Origin of the sequence: Moorena sp. SIO1G6, assembly GCF_010672795.1 — a bacterium.
GTDB lineage: Bacteria > Cyanobacteriota > Cyanobacteriia > Cyanobacteriales > Coleofasciculaceae > Moorena > Moorena producens.
On sequence record NZ_JAAHFZ010000026.1, the window covers coordinates 1 to 18,134 of the forward strand.

The 18,134-nt window shown below is 43.7% G+C and carries 14 protein-coding genes; 8 read left to right on the forward strand and 6 right to left on the reverse strand.

Features of this window, described 5'->3' with window-relative positions:
• The first annotated feature begins 174 nt into the window (after positions 1-174).
• A complete protein-coding gene (locus F6K63_RS22330) occupies positions 175-306 on the forward strand; it encodes a hypothetical protein (protein ID WP_287313141.1) in 132 nt (43 codons plus the stop codon).
• Positions 281-733 carry a MerR family transcriptional regulator gene (locus F6K63_RS22335; protein WP_071104228.1) on the forward strand — a complete coding sequence of 151 codons (453 nt, stop codon included), beginning with the start codon at positions 281-283 and terminating at the stop codon, positions 731-733. Before F6K63_RS22330 ends, F6K63_RS22335 begins: the two co-directional genes overlap by 26 nt.
• A 207-nt stretch (positions 734-940) precedes the next feature.
• Here F6K63_RS22335 and F6K63_RS22340 read toward each other — a convergent pair whose 3' ends face one another.
• The 3 genes from F6K63_RS22340 to polA all read right to left on the reverse strand — a co-directional run bounded on the left by F6K63_RS22340 (position 941) and on the right by polA (position 6,274).
• Positions 941-1,756 carry a calcium-binding protein gene (locus F6K63_RS22340; protein ID WP_287313142.1) on the reverse strand — a complete coding sequence of 272 codons (816 nt, stop codon included), beginning with the start codon at positions 1,754-1,756 and terminating at the stop codon, positions 941-943.
• Between the two features lie 403 nt (positions 1,757-2,159).
• Positions 2,160-2,357 carry a hypothetical protein gene (locus tag F6K63_RS22345; RefSeq protein ID WP_287313143.1) on the reverse strand — a complete coding sequence of 66 codons (198 nt, stop codon included), beginning with the start codon at positions 2,355-2,357 and terminating at the stop codon, positions 2,160-2,162.
• A gap of 926 nt (positions 2,358-3,283) precedes the next feature.
• Positions 3,284-6,274 carry a DNA polymerase I gene (polA, locus tag F6K63_RS22350; protein ID WP_287313144.1) on the reverse strand — a complete coding sequence of 997 codons (2,991 nt, stop codon included), beginning with the start codon at positions 6,272-6,274 and terminating at the stop codon, positions 3,284-3,286.
• 849 nt (positions 6,275-7,123) lie between these two features.
• On the opposite strand from polA, the gene F6K63_RS22355 reads away from it, so the two are divergent.
• The 3 genes from F6K63_RS22355 (at position 7,124) to F6K63_RS22365 (ending at position 9,998) form a co-directional block, all read left to right on the forward strand.
• Positions 7,124-7,300, forward strand: coding sequence for an NblA/ycf18 family protein (locus F6K63_RS22355; RefSeq protein WP_008178810.1), 177 nt, complete (start codon positions 7,124-7,126; stop codon positions 7,298-7,300).
• A gap of 497 nt (positions 7,301-7,797) precedes the next feature.
• Positions 7,798-8,676, forward strand: a complete 879-nt coding sequence (locus F6K63_RS22360) for a universal stress protein (protein WP_008178808.1) — start codon at positions 7,798-7,800, stop codon at positions 8,674-8,676.
• Positions 8,677-8,756: 80 nt separating this feature from the next.
• Positions 8,757-9,998: an SH3 domain-containing protein gene (locus F6K63_RS22365; protein ID WP_008178805.1), complete on the forward strand. Its 1,242-nt coding sequence runs from the start codon at positions 8,757-8,759 to the stop codon at positions 9,996-9,998.
• 307 nt (positions 9,999-10,305) lie between these two features.
• On the opposite strand, the gene F6K63_RS22370 is transcribed toward F6K63_RS22365, so the two are convergent.
• Positions 10,306-11,292 (reverse strand): aldo/keto reductase, encoded by a 987-nt coding sequence (locus tag F6K63_RS22370; protein ID WP_008178801.1) that lies wholly within the window; start codon positions 11,290-11,292, stop codon positions 10,306-10,308.
• A 500-nt stretch (positions 11,293-11,792) separates the two neighbouring features.
• On the opposite strand from F6K63_RS22370, the gene F6K63_RS22375 reads away from it, so the two are divergent.
• Positions 11,793-12,614 carry a SirB1 family protein gene (locus tag F6K63_RS22375; protein WP_008178796.1) on the forward strand — a complete coding sequence of 274 codons (822 nt, stop codon included), beginning with the start codon at positions 11,793-11,795 and terminating at the stop codon, positions 12,612-12,614.
• Positions 12,615-12,665: 51 nt separating this feature from the next.
• On the opposite strand, the gene F6K63_RS22380 is transcribed toward F6K63_RS22375, so the two are convergent.
• Positions 12,666-13,130 (reverse strand): SRPBCC family protein, encoded by a 465-nt coding sequence (locus tag F6K63_RS22380; protein ID WP_075896223.1) that lies wholly within the window; start codon positions 13,128-13,130, stop codon positions 12,666-12,668.
• A 963-nt stretch (positions 13,131-14,093) separates the two neighbouring features.
• On the opposite strand from F6K63_RS22380, the gene F6K63_RS22385 reads away from it, so the two are divergent.
• A complete protein-coding gene (locus F6K63_RS22385; RefSeq protein ID WP_008178789.1) occupies positions 14,094-15,725 on the forward strand; it encodes a mechanosensitive ion channel in 1,632 nt (543 codons plus the stop codon).
• 135 nt (positions 15,726-15,860) lie between these two features.
• On the opposite strand, the gene F6K63_RS22390 is transcribed toward F6K63_RS22385, so the two are convergent.
• Positions 15,861-17,366: a GTP-binding protein gene (locus tag F6K63_RS22390; protein WP_287313145.1), complete on the reverse strand. Its 1,506-nt coding sequence runs from the start codon at positions 17,364-17,366 to the stop codon at positions 15,861-15,863.
• Between the two features lie 424 nt (positions 17,367-17,790).
• On the opposite strand from F6K63_RS22390, the gene F6K63_RS22395 reads away from it, so the two are divergent.
• Positions 17,791-18,066: a hypothetical protein gene (locus tag F6K63_RS22395; RefSeq protein WP_008178783.1), complete on the forward strand. Its 276-nt coding sequence runs from the start codon at positions 17,791-17,793 to the stop codon at positions 18,064-18,066.
• Positions 18,067-18,134: the final 68 nt, after the last annotated feature.

Consider the following 18,134-nt stretch of genomic DNA (forward strand, 5'->3'; position numbering starts at 1 on the left):
CGCGATTGGCCGTAGGCCACGCTAAAAGCGATCGCATTCCCAATCCCGATTCCCGATTCCCGATTCCCGATTCCCAATTCCCGATTCCCGATTCCCGATTTCCTAACTATTCCGATATTGACGCAGTTGCTAATAGTCGAAACCACAGCACTTGACTTGCTAGCCACCCTTACCATGTTTACCACTATTACCACGCTTTCCTCCCGATTACCGGAAATTGTCAATTTTTCTTTTATCCCTTATACTAGTAGTATCGGAATAGTTAAAGTAGGGTTAACTGATGAACAAGTGCGTTGGAACTACTGAAGCAGCATCTCTATTAGGAATTTCTTCTCGGCGATTGCGCCAACTCCTAGAGAAGGGTCGGGTGCGGGGTGCCTATAAAAGCGGGAAATTCTGGATTATTCCTCTGTTCAACCATTTGCCACAAATTACTAAAGGTAATCGTGGACCAAAGGGCAAATGGCGCACTAGTCGTACGACCGCTTTAGCGAAGATTAATGTCAATCGTAATCACATTGGCTCGAATATGAAGAAAAGCCCGGAAGACCGGAAGCCAGTGATTTCAGTAAAACGAAAGGGAACTAATCTCTACGGTAATGAGGTAGAAATTCTCGGTCCTTGTAAGATTGTGTATCAGCCGGATAATCCACTCGATTGTGGCGCTCGTTTGTGGATTGAAACCTTTAGTGATATTCACTTTATAGGTGGGAGTTTTCCGGCTAGTAGTTAAGTTTATCAAGGGCTTTGCGATTATTCAAAATTATCTATTTCATTACTCGGCGTTGCATCAAGACATTGAAGTATGAAAGCGCGATCGCCTGGTTTTGGTAAAACCCCCGTTGGTACCCCAACTTTAAGGGACGTTGAGAGCTTTGTTTTGCCCAAAGTTGGTGGGTTAGGGGGCAAAATTATACCGATAAATCTGCCTTGCCAAAAATTAGAAGAAGAGATCAGGATTGATGAAGAGATCAGGATTATCGATTTGGCTAGCCTGAACTCCAACTACAACTGCTAGAAGGTCACCGTCGCTAACTATTTCAGTTCCTTGGCTAGTATCAGAGAAGTCCAAGTCCTGAAAATCTAAGCCTGAACCTAGACCAAATTTAGCTTGACTAAGATCAAAGTTAAAGATGGTATCAAACCCCTCACCTGTACTTAAAAGGACTTTAGCAGCACCTGTTCCTAAAAAGACTTGGTCATTACCTTCGCCACTAAAAACTATATCATCTCCACCATTGGCAAAAATAATATCATCGCCATCGCCAGCGTTAAAAATCTCACCGTCAGAAGAGCCAGTTAAAGTGTCATTTCCACCAAGACTAGCAAGGGTATCATTGCCACCGTTGCCATTTAGTTGGTCATCACCATCATTGCCATCAATTCTATCAGCCTGGGAACCACCATTAAGCTGGTCATCACCATTCCCACCGTTAATGATGTCATTGCCACCGTTGCCATTAAGCTGGTTATTACCAAGACTTTCAGCCGTTACCGCTAGGACCTCGTTACCAGAGCCACCATTGATTTGGTTATTGCCAGCACCACCTAAAAGAGTATCATCCCCACCATTGCCATTAAGCTGGTCATCACCATCCTCACCGAGGATGGTATCGGTATCAGAGCCACCATTGATTTGGTCATTGCCAGCACCACCTAAAAGAGTATCATTCCCGCCGTTACCATTAATCTGGTCATCACAAGGAGTACCCTCAATCAAATCATTCCCTGGTGTTCCATTTATTGTATTAGCCATGTTTATATTCCTTGACAGTAAATACTATCCTTGACAGTAAACACTATATTACCCAAGAAATCATTGATTGAATAATAAATTTTTATGTCATTTAACGTCAATTTTGACTCTAAAAGTGTTCGTAAGCTAAGCTAAGATTATGTGGATGATTATACTTTAATGATAGAATAAAAATGATAGAATAAATGCCCAACTATTAGTAGTAAAATGGCGTTGCTGACTAGGAGTATGAATGCGCGATTGCCTTTGGCACAGCAAAGCTGGACGCCTGATTTTAAAAAAGCCGCCATTAGTCCCCCAGAGTTGGGGGACTTTGAGAATTTTGTTACCCCCATAGGGAGTTAAGGGAGCAAAATTATACCGATAATCAGCAACTAGTACTAATTATCTACAGCATCAAACTCTACTTAGAGCGACGCAATTGTTTAGCAGCCTGTAATCCCTGATTGACAGTAGTAGTGCTAAGGGCTGCTACCTGAAGCCATGGCACAACATCATTTTTGATGCTCTTTTGGACATCACTACTGATAGTGTAAGTAGCGAAAACAGCAAGAGCTATAGGAACACAGAAATGCCCTATAGCTCGAAGAGACTCTTTCATTCTAATTTTCTCCTTTATTTTTAGGAACCAAAGGAGATTAAGCTTAATATCGTTAAGACAAGCACAATATTAAACCTAACCCTAATGTCGAACTATGAATAAGGCTCTGTCATAGTTCATTCATATCCTAACTGATTAAATTTATTATGTCCTAAATCTGGAGGAGCGACATGCAATCTGAAATCCTTACTGGGTAATAATTTCACCACATAATTGAAAAAATATACATAATTCTAAAGGGTCTTTGTGACTGTATATTGCCTGATATAATTGGCATCACAGCCCTATATAGTGGCATTTTTAGGGCTTATGTCTCCCCCTCTGATTCTAAATTTTACCTCCCTAAATTTAACTGTGCTTCATCAAAACTTCACGGTTTTTCGAGTACAATGTATAAGACAAGCACAATATTAATCCTGATTTGCGAAATATTTCTTAATATTCGCAAACAGCATCAATATCAAACCTAACCACTAATGTCGGACTATGAATAAGGCTCTGTCATAGTCCGATCATTTTCAACTTATTGGGCAAAGACAGCACTACCACAAACATGCCTTTGCCCTAGGATTAACGATCGCCCCTAACATCAAGAGTAATCTCAGCAGTTATCACCCGGTCTGTCTGTGAGATAATCTTCACCCGTCTAACCCGACCAGAGTAAGGCGTTCGCCTAGCGGCGACCTAGGAGAATCGCACAATACTCAATTTTGCCAGCTCCCTTTCCACTTCTGCTGACTGCTTCACCAAAGATGCCAGTCTGTGATCGCAGCCGTGAAAAAGACAGATCCAAGCGCAGGGCTAGATCTCCGGAATTGGAATAAATTATTATAGCGTTTCTCGTACTTATGGGCTAACAGTCTTCTTTGACGCTGATTCCCTTCAAACCCTCGTTACTATTGCCTATTGCTAGCATGCCTATTGCCTTATTTAGCTTCCATCCAATTATCCCCAGCATGTATTTCCACAACTAAAGGAACACTTAACTCAACTGCTGATTCCATAGTTTCCCGAATTTTTACCTGCAATTCTTCCCATTCATCAGGAGGAATTTCAAAGATTAATTCATCATGGACTTGTAATAGCAACCGCGCCTGATATTTCTGTAACTCTTGATACAGATTAACCATAGCAATTTTGATGATATCAGCGCTAGAGCCTTGAATCGGGGAATTAGCTGCTGCTCTTAATGACCCAGCATCATAAGGATTGATACTCTTAAGTTTATCCAGATCAATCTGATCGAGAGCTTTACCTTGCAGCCTTCTAAGACTGTTACCACTAAAGCTAAAGTAGCGACGGCGTCCGAGTATAGTTTCTACATAGCCTTGTGCGATCGCTTTTTTCTTAGTTTCCTCTAAATAAGCAAACACTAGAGGATAGCGCTGATTCAATCGATCAATAAATTCTTTTCCTTCAGCTGTCGATACCTTAGCTTCCCGAGCAAACCGTTGTGCTCCCATGCCGTAAATTACGCCAAAGTTAATTATCTTACCCAAGCGCCGCTCTTCAGCAGTAATCTCTTCTTTATCAAATAACATTTGCGCTGTCAAGGTATGGACATCCGCTTGAGTTTGGTAAGCTTCGACTAGCACTGGCTCTTGACTCAAGTGAGCTAGGATTCGTAACTCAATTTGGGAATAGTCAGCGGATACCAACAGCCAACCGGATTCTGGAATAAAACCCTTCCGAATCTGGCGACTAAAATCAGTACGAATAGGAATATTTTGTAAATTAGGACTAGAGGAGGATAGTCTACCAGTTGTGGTCACGGTCTGATTAAAATCCGTATGTACTCGTTTAGTATCGGAACGCATCAGTGCTGGTAAAGCATCCACATAAGTAGATTTCAATTTAGATAAACTACGATACTCCAAAACAGCATCTACTACGGGATGGTCTCCTTGTAATTTAGCTAATATAGTAGCATCGGTAGAGTAACCGGTTTTGGTTTTACGAGACTTCCTACGATCTAACCCTAGTTTCTCAAACAGTAACTGACTCAGCTGTTTAGGGGAACCTAAATTGAATTCTTGTCCAGCATCTTGATAGGCTTGCTGCTTAATTGCCACTAAATCCTTTTCCAGCTCTTGAGAGAACTGTTCCAGATAATCCTTATCAATACTAATCCCCTGGTATTCCATTTCAGCTAATACCGGTTCGAGGGGTTGCTCTACATCTAGCAACAATTCCTGCAATGCTGGAATTTTCGCCAATTCTTCTCGTAATTTAGAAACTATTCCGAAGGTGGTATAAGCATCCATCCCACAGTAATCCGCTACAGTGGGAATGTCTAAATCTCCGATAGTTTTCCCTTTCGGAACCAAGTCCTCATAACTTTGTGCTTCTATTCCCAAATAGTGCAGCCCTAAGTCACTAAGTTTATGGCTAGTTTCAGGATTAAGTACATAACTTGCTAGCATGGTATCGAATACAACTCCTGCTAGCTGAATCCCGTTACAACGGAACACTAGTCGGTCAAATTTACTATTTTGTAAAACTTTGGGATAATCTGAGCTTTCTAAAATTGGACGTAGGGATGCTAAGACAATATCCTTATCTAAATTAGTCCCATCTTTATGACCGATAGGAATATAAGCAACATCAGTAAGTTCTTTTCCCCAACAACAGCCAATCCCCACCAACTGAGCATCTCGTGGTTCCAAATCACTGGTTTCTGTATCCCAAGCCACAGGATTTCCAGCATCGGTATAGTATTTCAGCTGTTCAACTAATTGATTGAGCTTGTCTACGTTATCGATAATTTGTGGTTGAATCGAACCAGTATTAGACCCTTGCTCTTGAAACTCTTCCGTTTCCGCTGCACTGAAAAAGGCAATATCATCATCTTCCTGAGTATCAGTATTGCTATCAGTATCGCTATTAGTATCACTATTAGTATCATTTGGGGCATTAGTTTCGATATCCTCTAGCACTACGCCACCAAACCGCTGCTGTAGTTTATCTATTTGACTGATAAATGACTTTAACTCTAACTTCTCTAATAGCGGTTTGAGCACTTGAGGATCGAATCCTTGGAGCTGAGACTGGTCTAAATCAATATCGACAGGAGTATCAAATCGCAATTGAGCCAAATAGCGAGCATGCTCCGCATCTAATTTACCGACTTCCAGCTTTTTCTTAACGGCACCCTTAATAGTATCAAGGGAAGCATAAATATTATCCAGGTTTTGGTATTCTTTGAGTAACTTAACTGCAGTCTTTGCTCCGATGCCCTTAACTCCAGGAATATTATCGGATGGATCCCCACAGAGGGCTTTATAATCCACGACTTGAGAGGGTAATACTCCCAATTTTGCTTCTACTTCCTCTAAGCCATATTCCGTTGGGCCAACTGTAGCACTCCCCCTAGAAAACGGACCACTGAGATATAAAACGGTAATTCCTTTGTCTGGAGCAACTAGTTGAAATAAATCGCGATCGCCAGATACAACTTTGACACGATAGCCTTGATCAATAGCTTGGTGAGCTAAGGTTGCCAATACATCATCAGCTTCATAACCAGGAGAAGTTATTACTGGGATTCTTAACCCTTGTAGTAACTGCTGGAGATTCTTGACATCTGGTAAGAAATCTTCTGGTGTTTCGGTGCGATTGGCTTTATAAGTAGCATCGGCTTGTTGGCGAAAGGTGGCTTCTTTGGTATCGAAAGCAATTGCGATCGCATTCGGGTTTTCTGACTCCATTACCTCTAGCAAAGATTTAATGAAGCCAAAACAGACACTGGTCGGAATTCCAGTTTTAGTCCGTAATCCACCCTGACGACTTTTGGCAAAAGCAAAATAGGAGCGAAAAGCCAGAGAATGACCATCAATTAAAATCAGTAGCGGGGATGCTGCCATTGGGGAATCATCAGGGACCGGGGGAGAGTTGTCAGAAGAAGTAGATTTGGGCATATCCCTATTTTAGCTATATTGTAGCGATGGCTTGTTTGTTGACAGCCAGGGAATTCCGGATTAACTGAGGCTTAGCAGGTAAGTAACTAAGGATGAATCATTAACTGTCTAGGGTATAGGTTAACTGGCTAATGGGATCTCAACTATAGTTAATTAACTACTATTCCGTTAGGGTGCTGGTTGTCTGATCGACTTTGCGATGAAGCGATCGCGCCCCGCGTGGCCTACGGCCAATCGCATCGAAGCCACTCACTGAACTCGGGAATTTACCATATAGTCAACTAACTACTATTCCGTTCGGGTGCTGGTTGTCTGATCGGCGTTGCGATGAAGCGAACGCGCCCCGCGTGGCCTACGGCCTCAGCTTCCGCGCTTATGCGATCGCATGGAATAGCCATGTGTTGATCACAGCTTACTCACTAACTCTACCGGGAAGGTGTGTTATTAACGAAACCTGAGCAGTGTTTTGCTCACAGCTTACTCAGTAACTCTACCGGTAAGGTGCGTTATTAAAGAATCCTAGCAATTCAGCACCTTTGTGGTGTGTCTATTTTTGCGTAAGTCCTGTTGATGATGAAGGCATCAACTTTTGTTTTATGGAGTATAAGAAACAACTATACCGAATTGGACAGCATCAATCCTAGCCAGGAAACTTCCTAGAAATAGTCTACGATTGTTTCTAACGTCATGCAAAATCAAAATATGGCAATTTTGTCAAATACTTGTTACGATTCTTCATTAAAGGTCAGATAGGTTAACGGTTGATACATTTACCGATACCTAGGGTGACCATGACTAGGGCTGCTCTAGCCAGCCAAAACCCATGATTAGTTTTTAAGGAGCTCAACTATGTCTAAACCTGTAGAACTTTCCCTGGAACAAAAATTTAACCTGCGGTCCTTTGAATCTCAGGTCCAGAAAATGAGCCGTGAGCAAGCTCAGGAATTCCTAATCAAACTCTATGAGCAAATGATGATGCGTGAAACAATGTACAAAGAAGTCCTAAAACACGAGTGGGGATTATAGCTAAAGCCCTAGTCTGATTGTTATTGGCCTTAATTGAGCCGCGACCTCCTTCTCTTGCTCAATTCCGTAGGTAGGAAAGGAGCTGGGGATGCTGGGGCGTCAACTCGAATTATATTAAGATTTAATTAAAATTAAAATTGATTGATTCAACTTATTGTTAACTAATATCATCAGCGTAAGTATTATCACCGTAGGCTTGCTTAAAGGGAAGTCTTCAGCCTTCAGCGTTCAGCCGTCAGTAGACGTAACAGATATTAAACGAATGCTTACCTGTTTTATTCACAAGGTGTTCGCGTAGCGTGCGCGTAGCGCTAATCGCTGTTCGCTGATATCTGATAGCTTACGGATTGGCAATACCCCAATTCACTCTAGGGCAGCCAGGATGAATAGTTGATAAATTTATATAAAATAATCCCAAACTCTCTAAAACTATCTAAAGTAATTGTAAAGTGTTCTAGTCTGAAAGAAACTCTAAGAAAAAGCGATCCTCCCTGCATATGTTTCAGCATTGCCTAGTCTGCACCGACTTCTCCGACGGTTTATATCGGCTAGTAGATTTTGTCCCCAGTTTAGCGGCTGGTGGGCTCAAGAAAATCATCTTCTGCAACTTTGTTCCGCTTTGGGAAGAGGGAGAAATACCTCGTATTGATGAAGAAGGAATAGAACAAGCTCGCCGCCGCTTTGAAGAGGGTTTGACCAATATACCTGAAGGGGTAGAGGTTCACATCGAAGTGACCTCAGGTCGTCCTAGTGACAGTATTCCTAAAATCGCCAAACGTTACGATGCTGATGTCATCCTGATTGGCACGCCAGTGCGCAGCTTATTACAAGAAAAGCTTTTCGGTAGCACTACAGCAACCTTGACCAAGGAATGTAGTACACCATTGCTAATGCTGCGACCACAACTGATTTCAGCTTACACCTGCGAAGAACTCGATCTACGCTGCAAACATCTATTCCGGTATTTACTAATTCCCTATGACGGCACTACAGCCTCGAACTATACCGTCGAAAGGGTCAAAGAGTATGCTAAACAAGCACCAGATAACTCAATCAAGCAGTGTATGCTGTTGTGGGTAGTCAGCGAAGGGGGGCGCAGAGAATTATCCAAGGACCCTCAGTTACAAAAAGCTCAAGACAAGCTAGAACCAGTAAAAGCAGAGTTAGAAGAGCTGGGCTTACAGGTCAATACGGACGTGCGAGTGGGCAATCCCCGTGAAGAGATTTTAGACACAGCCTTAGAATTTGATATTACTGCGATCGCAATCTCTTCCGATCACAAAGGAAAATTCTTAGATTGGTCAGTGCGTAGCTTAGCCGGTGATTTAATGCGCAGCAGCTGGCACCCTGTTCTCTTCTTTCCACCACAAAGCTAGGATCGAGAGTATAGGGTTTTATGCAGAGTTCTAATAAAATAAAGCCGTTCCACTTTGATAGTGAATAATAAATCCAACATATGATCAGAAAGATTAGTGGTTGGCGAAGATTACTAGTGGTGTGCATCTCTGTGGCGCTAGCTTTTACAGCTTTTCCTGCGCCATCTTATGCTACTAGTCCTGCGATCGCTCAATTTACCCCATCATCTCGTTTAGAAAACATCTCATTTGAGAACCAGGTAAAATTTCAACTTGCTGCGGCTACAGACAATTGCCGCAAAGTGGTGACTAGAGGCAGTGATCTCAATGTCCGCAGTGGACCCGGTAGCAATTACCGGATTATCGGTTTTGTCAAAAACGGGTCTGAGGTTACCCTTGAGCAAATAGTAAACCAAGACTGGGCAAAAATTTCTTCTCCCTTGTCAGGTTATATTTCTCAGCGGTATCTCCAATCCTGTCCACCACCACCTAAACAGGAATGTCGCATAGTTTCGACCAATACTGGCAGGGGTCTGAATGTACGTCAGAGTCCTGGTGGTAAGATTATTGGTGACTTGGACAATGGCGCTAAAGTCACTATCGTCAATACCATTACTGATGGTTGGGTACAGGTTGTCTCTCCCCTAAAAGGTTATGTTTCCGACCGGTATCTTAAACCCTGTCCACCTCCTCCTCCGAAAGAAGAATGTCGTCTAGTTTCGACTAAGGGTAACCCGCTCAATGTGCGTGCGACCCCCGGTGGTACCATTGTCGGTGTTGTAGAAAATGGTACTAAGGTCACTATCAAGGGTACTAGTACTGATGGTTGGGTACCGATTGTTTCGCCCCAGAAAGGTTATGTGTCTGAGGCATATCTTCAACCCTGTCCCACCGTCAAAGAACAGTGTGGTACAGTTACCACTCGTGGTAGTGATCTGATCGTGCGTTCAACCCCTGGTGGTCCCAGTATCGGTACATTAAAAAATGGTACTGAGGTCAAGATTGAGAGTATAGGTGCCGATGGCTGGCTGAAGATTTCAGAACCCATAATCGGTTATGTGTCTGGCCAGTTTGTTACGATAAAACCTTGTCCAACACCACCACCATCTGAAGAGAATTGTCGGCAAGTTTCAGCACCACAGGGTTTAAATGTCCGCAAAGCACCGTCAAATGATGGCGAGATTATTGGAATTCTCGCTGATGGTTCTAAGGTAACGATTGTTAATCGTGGAAATAATGGCTGGGTTCCTATTTCTGCGCCCTTACAAGGTTACGTTACTGGCAAGTATCTGATCTATTGTCCTGAGTCTAAGCCAGAAGAGGAGTCAGAACCAGTGGGTTAACGCTGAGATCTGGCTGAGATCTGGCAGCATTGTCGATCTAGCGATGCAGCTAAGATTGTAGGGTGCGTTAATAACGCACCCTACTGCTGATCTGTAAGTATCGAGCATGCACGTTGTTATAAGCTATAATTCTTTAACCATTCAGCTATCAGCTATCAGCTCTCAGCTATCAGCTCTCAGCTTTGGAATCAAACAAGTAAGCATTGCTTTAATCTCTGTTAAGTCAGCTGACGGCAGCTCAAGTAGCTTGGCCATTCCCCTAGCCTGGCCAACGGCTGACCGCTGACTGCTGAATGCTTACATAATTTTAAGTCCACTTCCGGAAAAATGTATTGTCTTTCCAAGCAGAAGCTGTCCGTGCTTCAATAGCAGTCATTTGTTCTGAACTCAACGATTGAAATGCTTGGGCTACTTTAAAATTTGATTCTAATTGCTTGACGGATTCGGCAGCAATAATACAACAATGTACTCCCTCCAGAGACAAAACATAACCCATAGCTTGATCCATTCCATCTAAGACACCATTTTTGAATAACCTGCCATAAGCCGGAACTTTCATAGCAACGACTCCTACATTTTTCTCTCGCGCCACTGGTAAAACAGTTTTGGCAAAAGGACGAGGATGATGAACATCTGCCGCATTGAGAGAAATTAAGGTGGTATCAAAGGGATAGCGCCGCAACCCTTCTGCAATCACATCCGGTTCGTGATGTCCGGTAATACCTAAATATTTTACAATTCCTTGTTCTTTTGCTTCTTCAAAGGCTTTGATAGCGCCATTGGGACTAAAAATCTGATCTAACGTTTCGTGAAAAGAAACATGATGTAATTGCCATAAATCGATAGAATCAGTTTGAAGGCGTTTAAGCGATCGCTCTAACTCTCGCCAAGCCCCATCTCGATCTCGTTGTGCTGTTTTTGTTGCTAAAAATAGATTAGAGCGATAAGCGGGTAATACCTTACCCATATATTCTTCGCTGGGGCCATAACTAGCCGCCGTATCAAAATAACGAATTCCAAACTGTAACGCCGCTTCAATTTGGGCGACGGCATCAGCTTCTCGATTCATCTTCGACAAAGGCGTTTTTCCTGCACCTCCCAATCCAAAGATTGGAACTTTCACCCCCGTTTTACCTAACACTCGTTCTGGCATTGTAGCTGCTGTTGGCAGTTGAATAGCTGCTGTTGCTGACAGTTGAGACTGCTGTTGATGCCATGCTGCACTTCCAACAATACCACCCGCAGCAGCAACACTGGTCACGATCAACTGACGTCGAGTTGTTTTACGTGTCATCGCTCGCCTATTTTACAGTAGGTTTGCCCGTATTTTAGCCTGGTTTCTGCAACCTAAGCATATGCGCTACGCGCACGCTACGCAAACAGCTGACAAAGTACTTGTCGCCAAGATTGCTAACTTGATCTATTCCAATGGTGGAAACATTATCTACGCCGATAAACATACAGGTTTGGCAACTGGAATTAAATCAGGAAAAAAAACTTAAACTCTTATCCCTGTATTGATGCAGCCCTTCCCTATCAGCAACTGTATCGCTTTATGATAACACTAAAAACTCCTCAGATATCTTGACACTGTTCCCTATTCCCTATTCCCTGTTCCCTTTTGATATCAATCTTATGTTTACCTATCACATAAAAATACTATATATAGCAGTCGCCAGGGCACTTAGGACATGACAAAAGTCTCAAAGCTAAGTATAGCAATAGTTTGACTTCTGACTTCTGACTTCTGACTTCTGACTTCTGCTATATTCATAGTAGCTGAGGAAATTTTAGATGGACTTTACCTTAGGGCGTCAAGGGTTTTACACAGAAATAAATCAGCCAGATGACCAAATTCATTTGGCAAGAGCAGCGCTTTACATAGCTGAGGAAGAATACCCGGATCTGGCTATTGATGATTACTTGAATGCCTTAGATGTGATGGCATCTGAAGTAGAGGAGCGTTTGCCTGAGCAACGCTATCCCCTGCGAGTGATTAAAACTCTTAATCAGTATTTCTATGATGACCTAGGATATTCGGGCAATAGCAGTGATTACTACGATCCCCGTAATAGTTTCCTAAATCAGGTCATGGATCGGCGCACAGGTATTCCGATTAGCCTTTCGGTGGTGTACCTGGAAGTCGCTCGACGCCTTGATTTTCCCATGGTTGGTATTGGGATGCCAGGGCATTTCCTAATTCGCCCAGAGTTTGAGCAGGTGGGGATCTTTGTAGATGCTTTCGATGGTGGTGAGATTTTATTTGAACAAGATTGCGAGGAACGACTAACCCAAATTTATGGTCATCCGGTAACCCTACAACCAAGTTTCCTAGCACCGGTGAGTAATCGGCAGCTGTTAGCAAGGATGCTCATGAATCTTAAATTGATTTATCTCAATGGCCAAGACTTACCTAGAGCGCTAGCCGCAGTTGAGCGCATGTTGTTGCTGTTTCCTAATGCACCGGTACAACTGCGGGATCGGGGGCTGATTTACTCCCAGTTGGGATATTTATCAGAAGCATGCCAGGATTTAGAACGTTATTTGGAAATCCTGCCCCAAGCTGAGGATGCTGATATCATTCGTCGGTTACTAAAACAGATCGGAAATGAGTAAAGGCTTCTATGGATGGGCATGACTAATCACCAATTCCCTAATCCCTAATCCCTAATGACTGCACTCACGTCGGTAAATCTCTTCTGCTACTAACTTAAGGCGTCTGAGTTGGGCTTTCATATCATTCTGAGTCCATTGGGCAGCAAAGCTGTTGAATCCCCAGCTAACGATGGGGTTGGGAATTTCAAATTCAAAACGGTTGACCAAACGGGTGCCTTGTTCAGCTGGCTGACACTCCCAGCGGTCTCGTCCTTTGAAAAAACCCTGGAACTGCCAAACCACTAACCCTGGCTTGCGGTCAATAACCACACTCTTGAGAGTGGGCTGCAACCAGGGAATGTTAATAATAAACCGCGAGCGACTCCCGACATCAGTACTCCACTGCCCCACTGATTCACAACGCAAAATCGGGTTGAGCCAGCGATGCATTAAGCTCTGGTCAGTGATACAGCGCTCGACAATGGTGGCGCTGGCATTAATTTTAATGGATTGTTCAAAAAATTGGGCGTTTTGCATGTAAAATTTCGACATTATTGAACTATCTTGATTACGGTGGCAGCTAGCCACACTACCAGACCACTAGAGTTGTGAGGAGGAAAAATTAATCAAGACTTGATTTTTGTACATCAATTCGCTCTAAATATAAGGGTTACGTCTTGAGTGACTGACAAACCTACCAAGAAATCTTTCAGCTCCCGAGTGTCCGACGTCACATCGGGGCAAATGCCGATTCAACACTCAATCAAGTTACCCAGCTAACCAGCGGGGGTAAGACCCCCTAAGCCAAGCAGTTGACTCCTGTCGGCAACTATGGGTAAATTCTATCAGCACTCCTGGGTCAAGATTTGTCAGTTAGGCAAGATTAAGCCACATCTGTGGAAAATTTGAGGAGTAAAACGTTCTCCATGAACATCTCAACCTTTACTTTTAAATCTTCTTGTCGTACCTTCTGCTCAAGGTTATTTTCAGTCAGCACCCTCCTCTGAAGAGACCAGGCGTAGATAGCCTCCCTTCAGGTAGCTGACCAGCCTAAGACCTTGACCCAAGGGGTTGCCCTTAAGGTAAAGGATCTACGTTGTTGGCAAGTGTTAAAGTTCCTACCTTGGGGTACTTTGCCCGCTCCAAGCTCTAGAACCGAGTCGTTAAACAATTAGACGAGGGCTAAGACAGTGCGGTTCGGAAAGTACCGACCAACAACGTTGGCGAGGCAAACGTTACCTTGTGCAGAATCGGCGATTCCGGCTTTAACTGGAAAGCACAACAACTGCACCTCTTGTTGTCCAGCTCTTTTTGGGACGGCAGTCTATACCGCAGCGTCTCGGTTCCTCTGGGGTCACCAGACGCGCAGCTTCCCCGCTGCTCAACTTATCTAGTTGAGACGATAATACCGTGCTCCTCACCAGACCACAGTAGTCACAAGGAACTTAAAAAACTTAGGGTTGTTTGTGACATTGGACAATTTAAGTAAGAACAAAGACTATGAATGGAACTTGGGAAGGTATCTTCCAAATTGTAGGAGTTGGTGTGCAGCCATCGGCACACCTGGTTTTAGCCCAGACAGGAGTTCCCGCATTAGACCAAGTTTTGGCAGATGGGGGAACCACCTTACTGAATGTGGTTAAATCGATCGCAATCTTAGTCATTGGTCTTATCCTTGCTAAGATTGCTGCTGGTATTACCAAAGCAGTACTGAATCGCACCAATATTGACAACAACATTGCTCAGTGGGCTACTGGCGGTCAGCCAGGAAGCGAGCCTCCTCCCATTGAGCAATGGTTATCCGGGGCAGTTTTCTGGATTATCATCGTTTTCACGGTAGTGGCGGTTCTAGAAACCCTCAAGCTAGATACGGTTTCCGGACCCCTGAATAGTTTTCTAGACACCATCCTCGGCTTCCTCCCCAGTGTCTTTGGTGCGGCGATTCTATTGGGCATTGCCTGGTTAATCGGAACTATCGTCAAGATGATAGTAGTCAGGACCCTCAATGCATTGAATCTCGATCAGCGCTTGGGTGAGCAAGTCGGCGATGGTGGTACTAGTCAGTTCTCTCTGGCTCAAACCATTGGCAATGCCCTTTACTACTTAATCTTCTTACTGTTTCTGCCATCGGTCTTAGAGACCCTAGGCTTACAGGGAACTCTCGATCCAGTACTAACTATGCTGGGTGAGATTTGGGGGATTGTGCCCAATATTGGCGCAGCCATAGCAATTGGTGCTATTGGTTGGTTTATTGCTCAACTTGTGCAACGTCTGGTCACTAGTTTCTTGACAGCAGCAGGTACAAATCAGATCGGGGAGCGGTTTGGACTAAGTAGCTCTGGTGGTCGCTCCCTAGCGGGGATTATCGGTACGATTGTCTATGTCCTGATTTTGATTCCCGTTGCTACCGCTGCCCTTAATGCCTTGCAGATCCAGGCCATCTCTGGCCCTTCGATCGCAATGTTAAGCCAGGTTACTAATACCATCCCCAAACTATTTGCTGCGGCTGGTATTCTGGCAGTTTTCTACGTAATCGGACAGTTTGTTAATGATCTGCTCACCAACGTCCTGACAGACCTTGGCTTCAACAATTTATTTAATTGGCTAGGTTTTTCCGCCAGCGCTCCTAGCACCACTGATGAAACAACTGATGAAACAGCAGAATCAGACACACCACAGAACCCACTTACCAGTCGCACCCCTTCTGAGCTAGCGGGACTGCTTGTACTGATTGGTATCATGATCGCTGGTATTGTGGCAGCAACGGATGTGTTACAGATTCCCGCCTTAACTGACATTGTCGGTGGGGTTGGTTTCATTGGTGCTCGGGTGCTGTCCGGGTTAGTAGTCCTTGCTATCGGTCTATTCCTAGCCAATTTTGCTTTCAACTTGATTACTGGCTCCGGCGCTCGCCAATCAAATATCCTGGCACAAGTAGCTAGGATTGCGATTATTGCCTTTTCTTTAGCCCTAGGTCTACAACAAATGGGCATTGCCCCTGATATTGTGAACTTAGCCTTTGGTTTGCTCTTAGGTGCAATCGCGGTTGCGATCGCATTAGCCTTCGGTCTCGGAGGTCGCGATGTTGCTGGTGAGCAAGTTAGAGAATGGCTAGATTCTTTCAAAAAGTAACTCGAAGTTATTCGCGTAGCGTGGCCTAAAGGCCAAGGTTGTTCGCCCTTTTTGAATTAAGAATTAAGAATGTAGAATGTAGAATTCTTAATTCTACATTCTACATTCTACATTCTACATTCTTACAAACAACTTTCAACCTTCAACTTTCGATAATCTTGCCCTCAATTCTCCTTTAATGCGATGGAGAATTGAGGTTTCGTCTAAAGAGGAGAGAATTCGTCTAACAACGGCTTTTGGTCCATCTTCTCCCCAGGATGCGCCATTAGCTAAATAGGTTTTGGTAATTTGTCCAATACCATAGCCAGAAACTCCAGCAACACTAGCTTGGGTGATGGCAACGGACATATATGGCGCTAGGGAAACCCCACCAGTGACAGGAGCAGAAATGCCTAAAATACTTTTTAAGCTACTCAGTCCCAAGTTAGCCAAGAGTTCACTAGCACCAATACCTCCCATACTCATAGCGATTTTTTGTAATAATTGAATAGCTCCCTGCTCAGTCATAGCAATACCATAGAGACGGGATAAAGTAAGAATCATTACCACATCAACTACAGTAGCGGTGAGGATATCCACAACAGTAACTGGATTGAGAGCAATGACAAATGCTTTAGTTATCACTGCTTTCCAGATAATTTGATTGGCACTGTCATCCCGAATCTTCATTTTTCGGTTGACCAAGTTTTCATTCAACTCATCCGCGTAAAGCATGGTGTTAAGAGCAACAAGGGATTTACCTTCCCGATGTAAAATCTCCAGAATTTTTAGTTTCAAATCTTCAATCTGGGGTTTCCCTCGGCGGCGCTTGACCTGAATGTTGCCATTAGGCGATCGCACTGCTACAGATACCAAAGGTGAAGCAGCAACCATCACAATTTCTGCTGGTGAAAGCAACTGCTTGACCCGTTCATCCCGAATTTTTCTGTAAATTGCCATGCGATCAGCATCGGGATATTGGTCAATCTTGTTCAACACCAGTAACATCGGTTTCCCACTAGCTCTTAACTGAGATAGAGCTTGGTACTCTACCTTAGTCATATCACCAGCAATAATAAACAGCAGTAAATCTGCCTGTTTAGCCACCTCTAGAGCTAAGGCTTCCCGAGTTTCCCCATCTACTTCATCAATCCCTGGGGTATCGATTAGCTGAATTTGGGAATTACCAATACTGGGTAGGGCAACCTGTAGAATATCCTGTTGGCTATGATTTGGACTAGGGGTTTCTTGACTAGAGGTTTGACTAGGGCTTTGATTATGGCTTTGATTATGGGGCTGCCAATGGGCAGTTTGAGCATTCTGAGTCACCCCATGTAGGGCACCAGTTTCAAATACAGGTTGACCGACTAAGGCATTGAGTACAGAGGATTTCCCTCGTCCCACCATGCCAAAGGCCGCAATTTGGATACAGGTATTTTCCAGCTTCTCAAGCAGATTGCCTAAGTCTTGGATTTGAGCATCTAAACCAGCTTTTTCTCTACGGGATAAGTCAAGATTAGCGACTAGATCCCTGAGGGAGTCTTGTGCCTGTTTGTAGTTCAGTTCTGCCTGGATTTGCTCAAAACCTGAAATTGCGCTATCTAAATCCTGATCAAAATCTAGAGAGTTAACAGAGTCAGACTCAGGCCAGAATTCGGTCAAAACAGCACCTCCTGCTTAAGACACTTCTGCTTTCGATCCTAGAGCATCAGTTCAGGAATCACTTTTGAGAAGAGGGCGAATATAGAAATAGATGCGTAAGCATTCAGCTATCAGCCGTCAGCCGTCAGCTTTTGAATAAAAGAAGTAAGCATTCGAATAATGCTGAGTTAGGTTCCAGCCTCGAAGCCTGTGGCACAAACTATTTGCCTGTGCCACAAAGCACCTCAAGTAGCGTGCGTGGCCTACGGCCAATGGCTGATAGCTGATAGCTGACGGCTGAATGCTTACATAGATGCTTCACAGCTGACATGGGTTACAGCCATTATTCATCCCTGGTAACTTCCTGATTCCAACCCACAGCTGTCGAAGAGTTAATCATTGCCTTACACCATTGATTCGATGCAAACCATAGGAGAGATATGAGATGATCAGCCAATTCTTAAGTGTTAGTCTAACCTTGCCGATGCTACTGAACTTAGGTCAGAGTCTCACGGATACCCAAATCGTAAATTATGGTAAAGTTAATGATCATACACCAACATGGACTAATTTTGAGGGTAAACTCAATAGTCAAAACCCACCGTCGTTATCCTTGGCCAGCCGGGATGAAGCAAAAGACCAAGAGCAAAAGTGTGAGTGGCTAGACATATGTTCAGAATTGACGGGGGCATCTTTATTGGTTAGCAAAACGCTTTTATAAAAGGTAAGTTAGGTGCTAAAAAAACGTGGGAATTAGCATTGTCCTGCGACTAAATCAGGAAGGAAAAT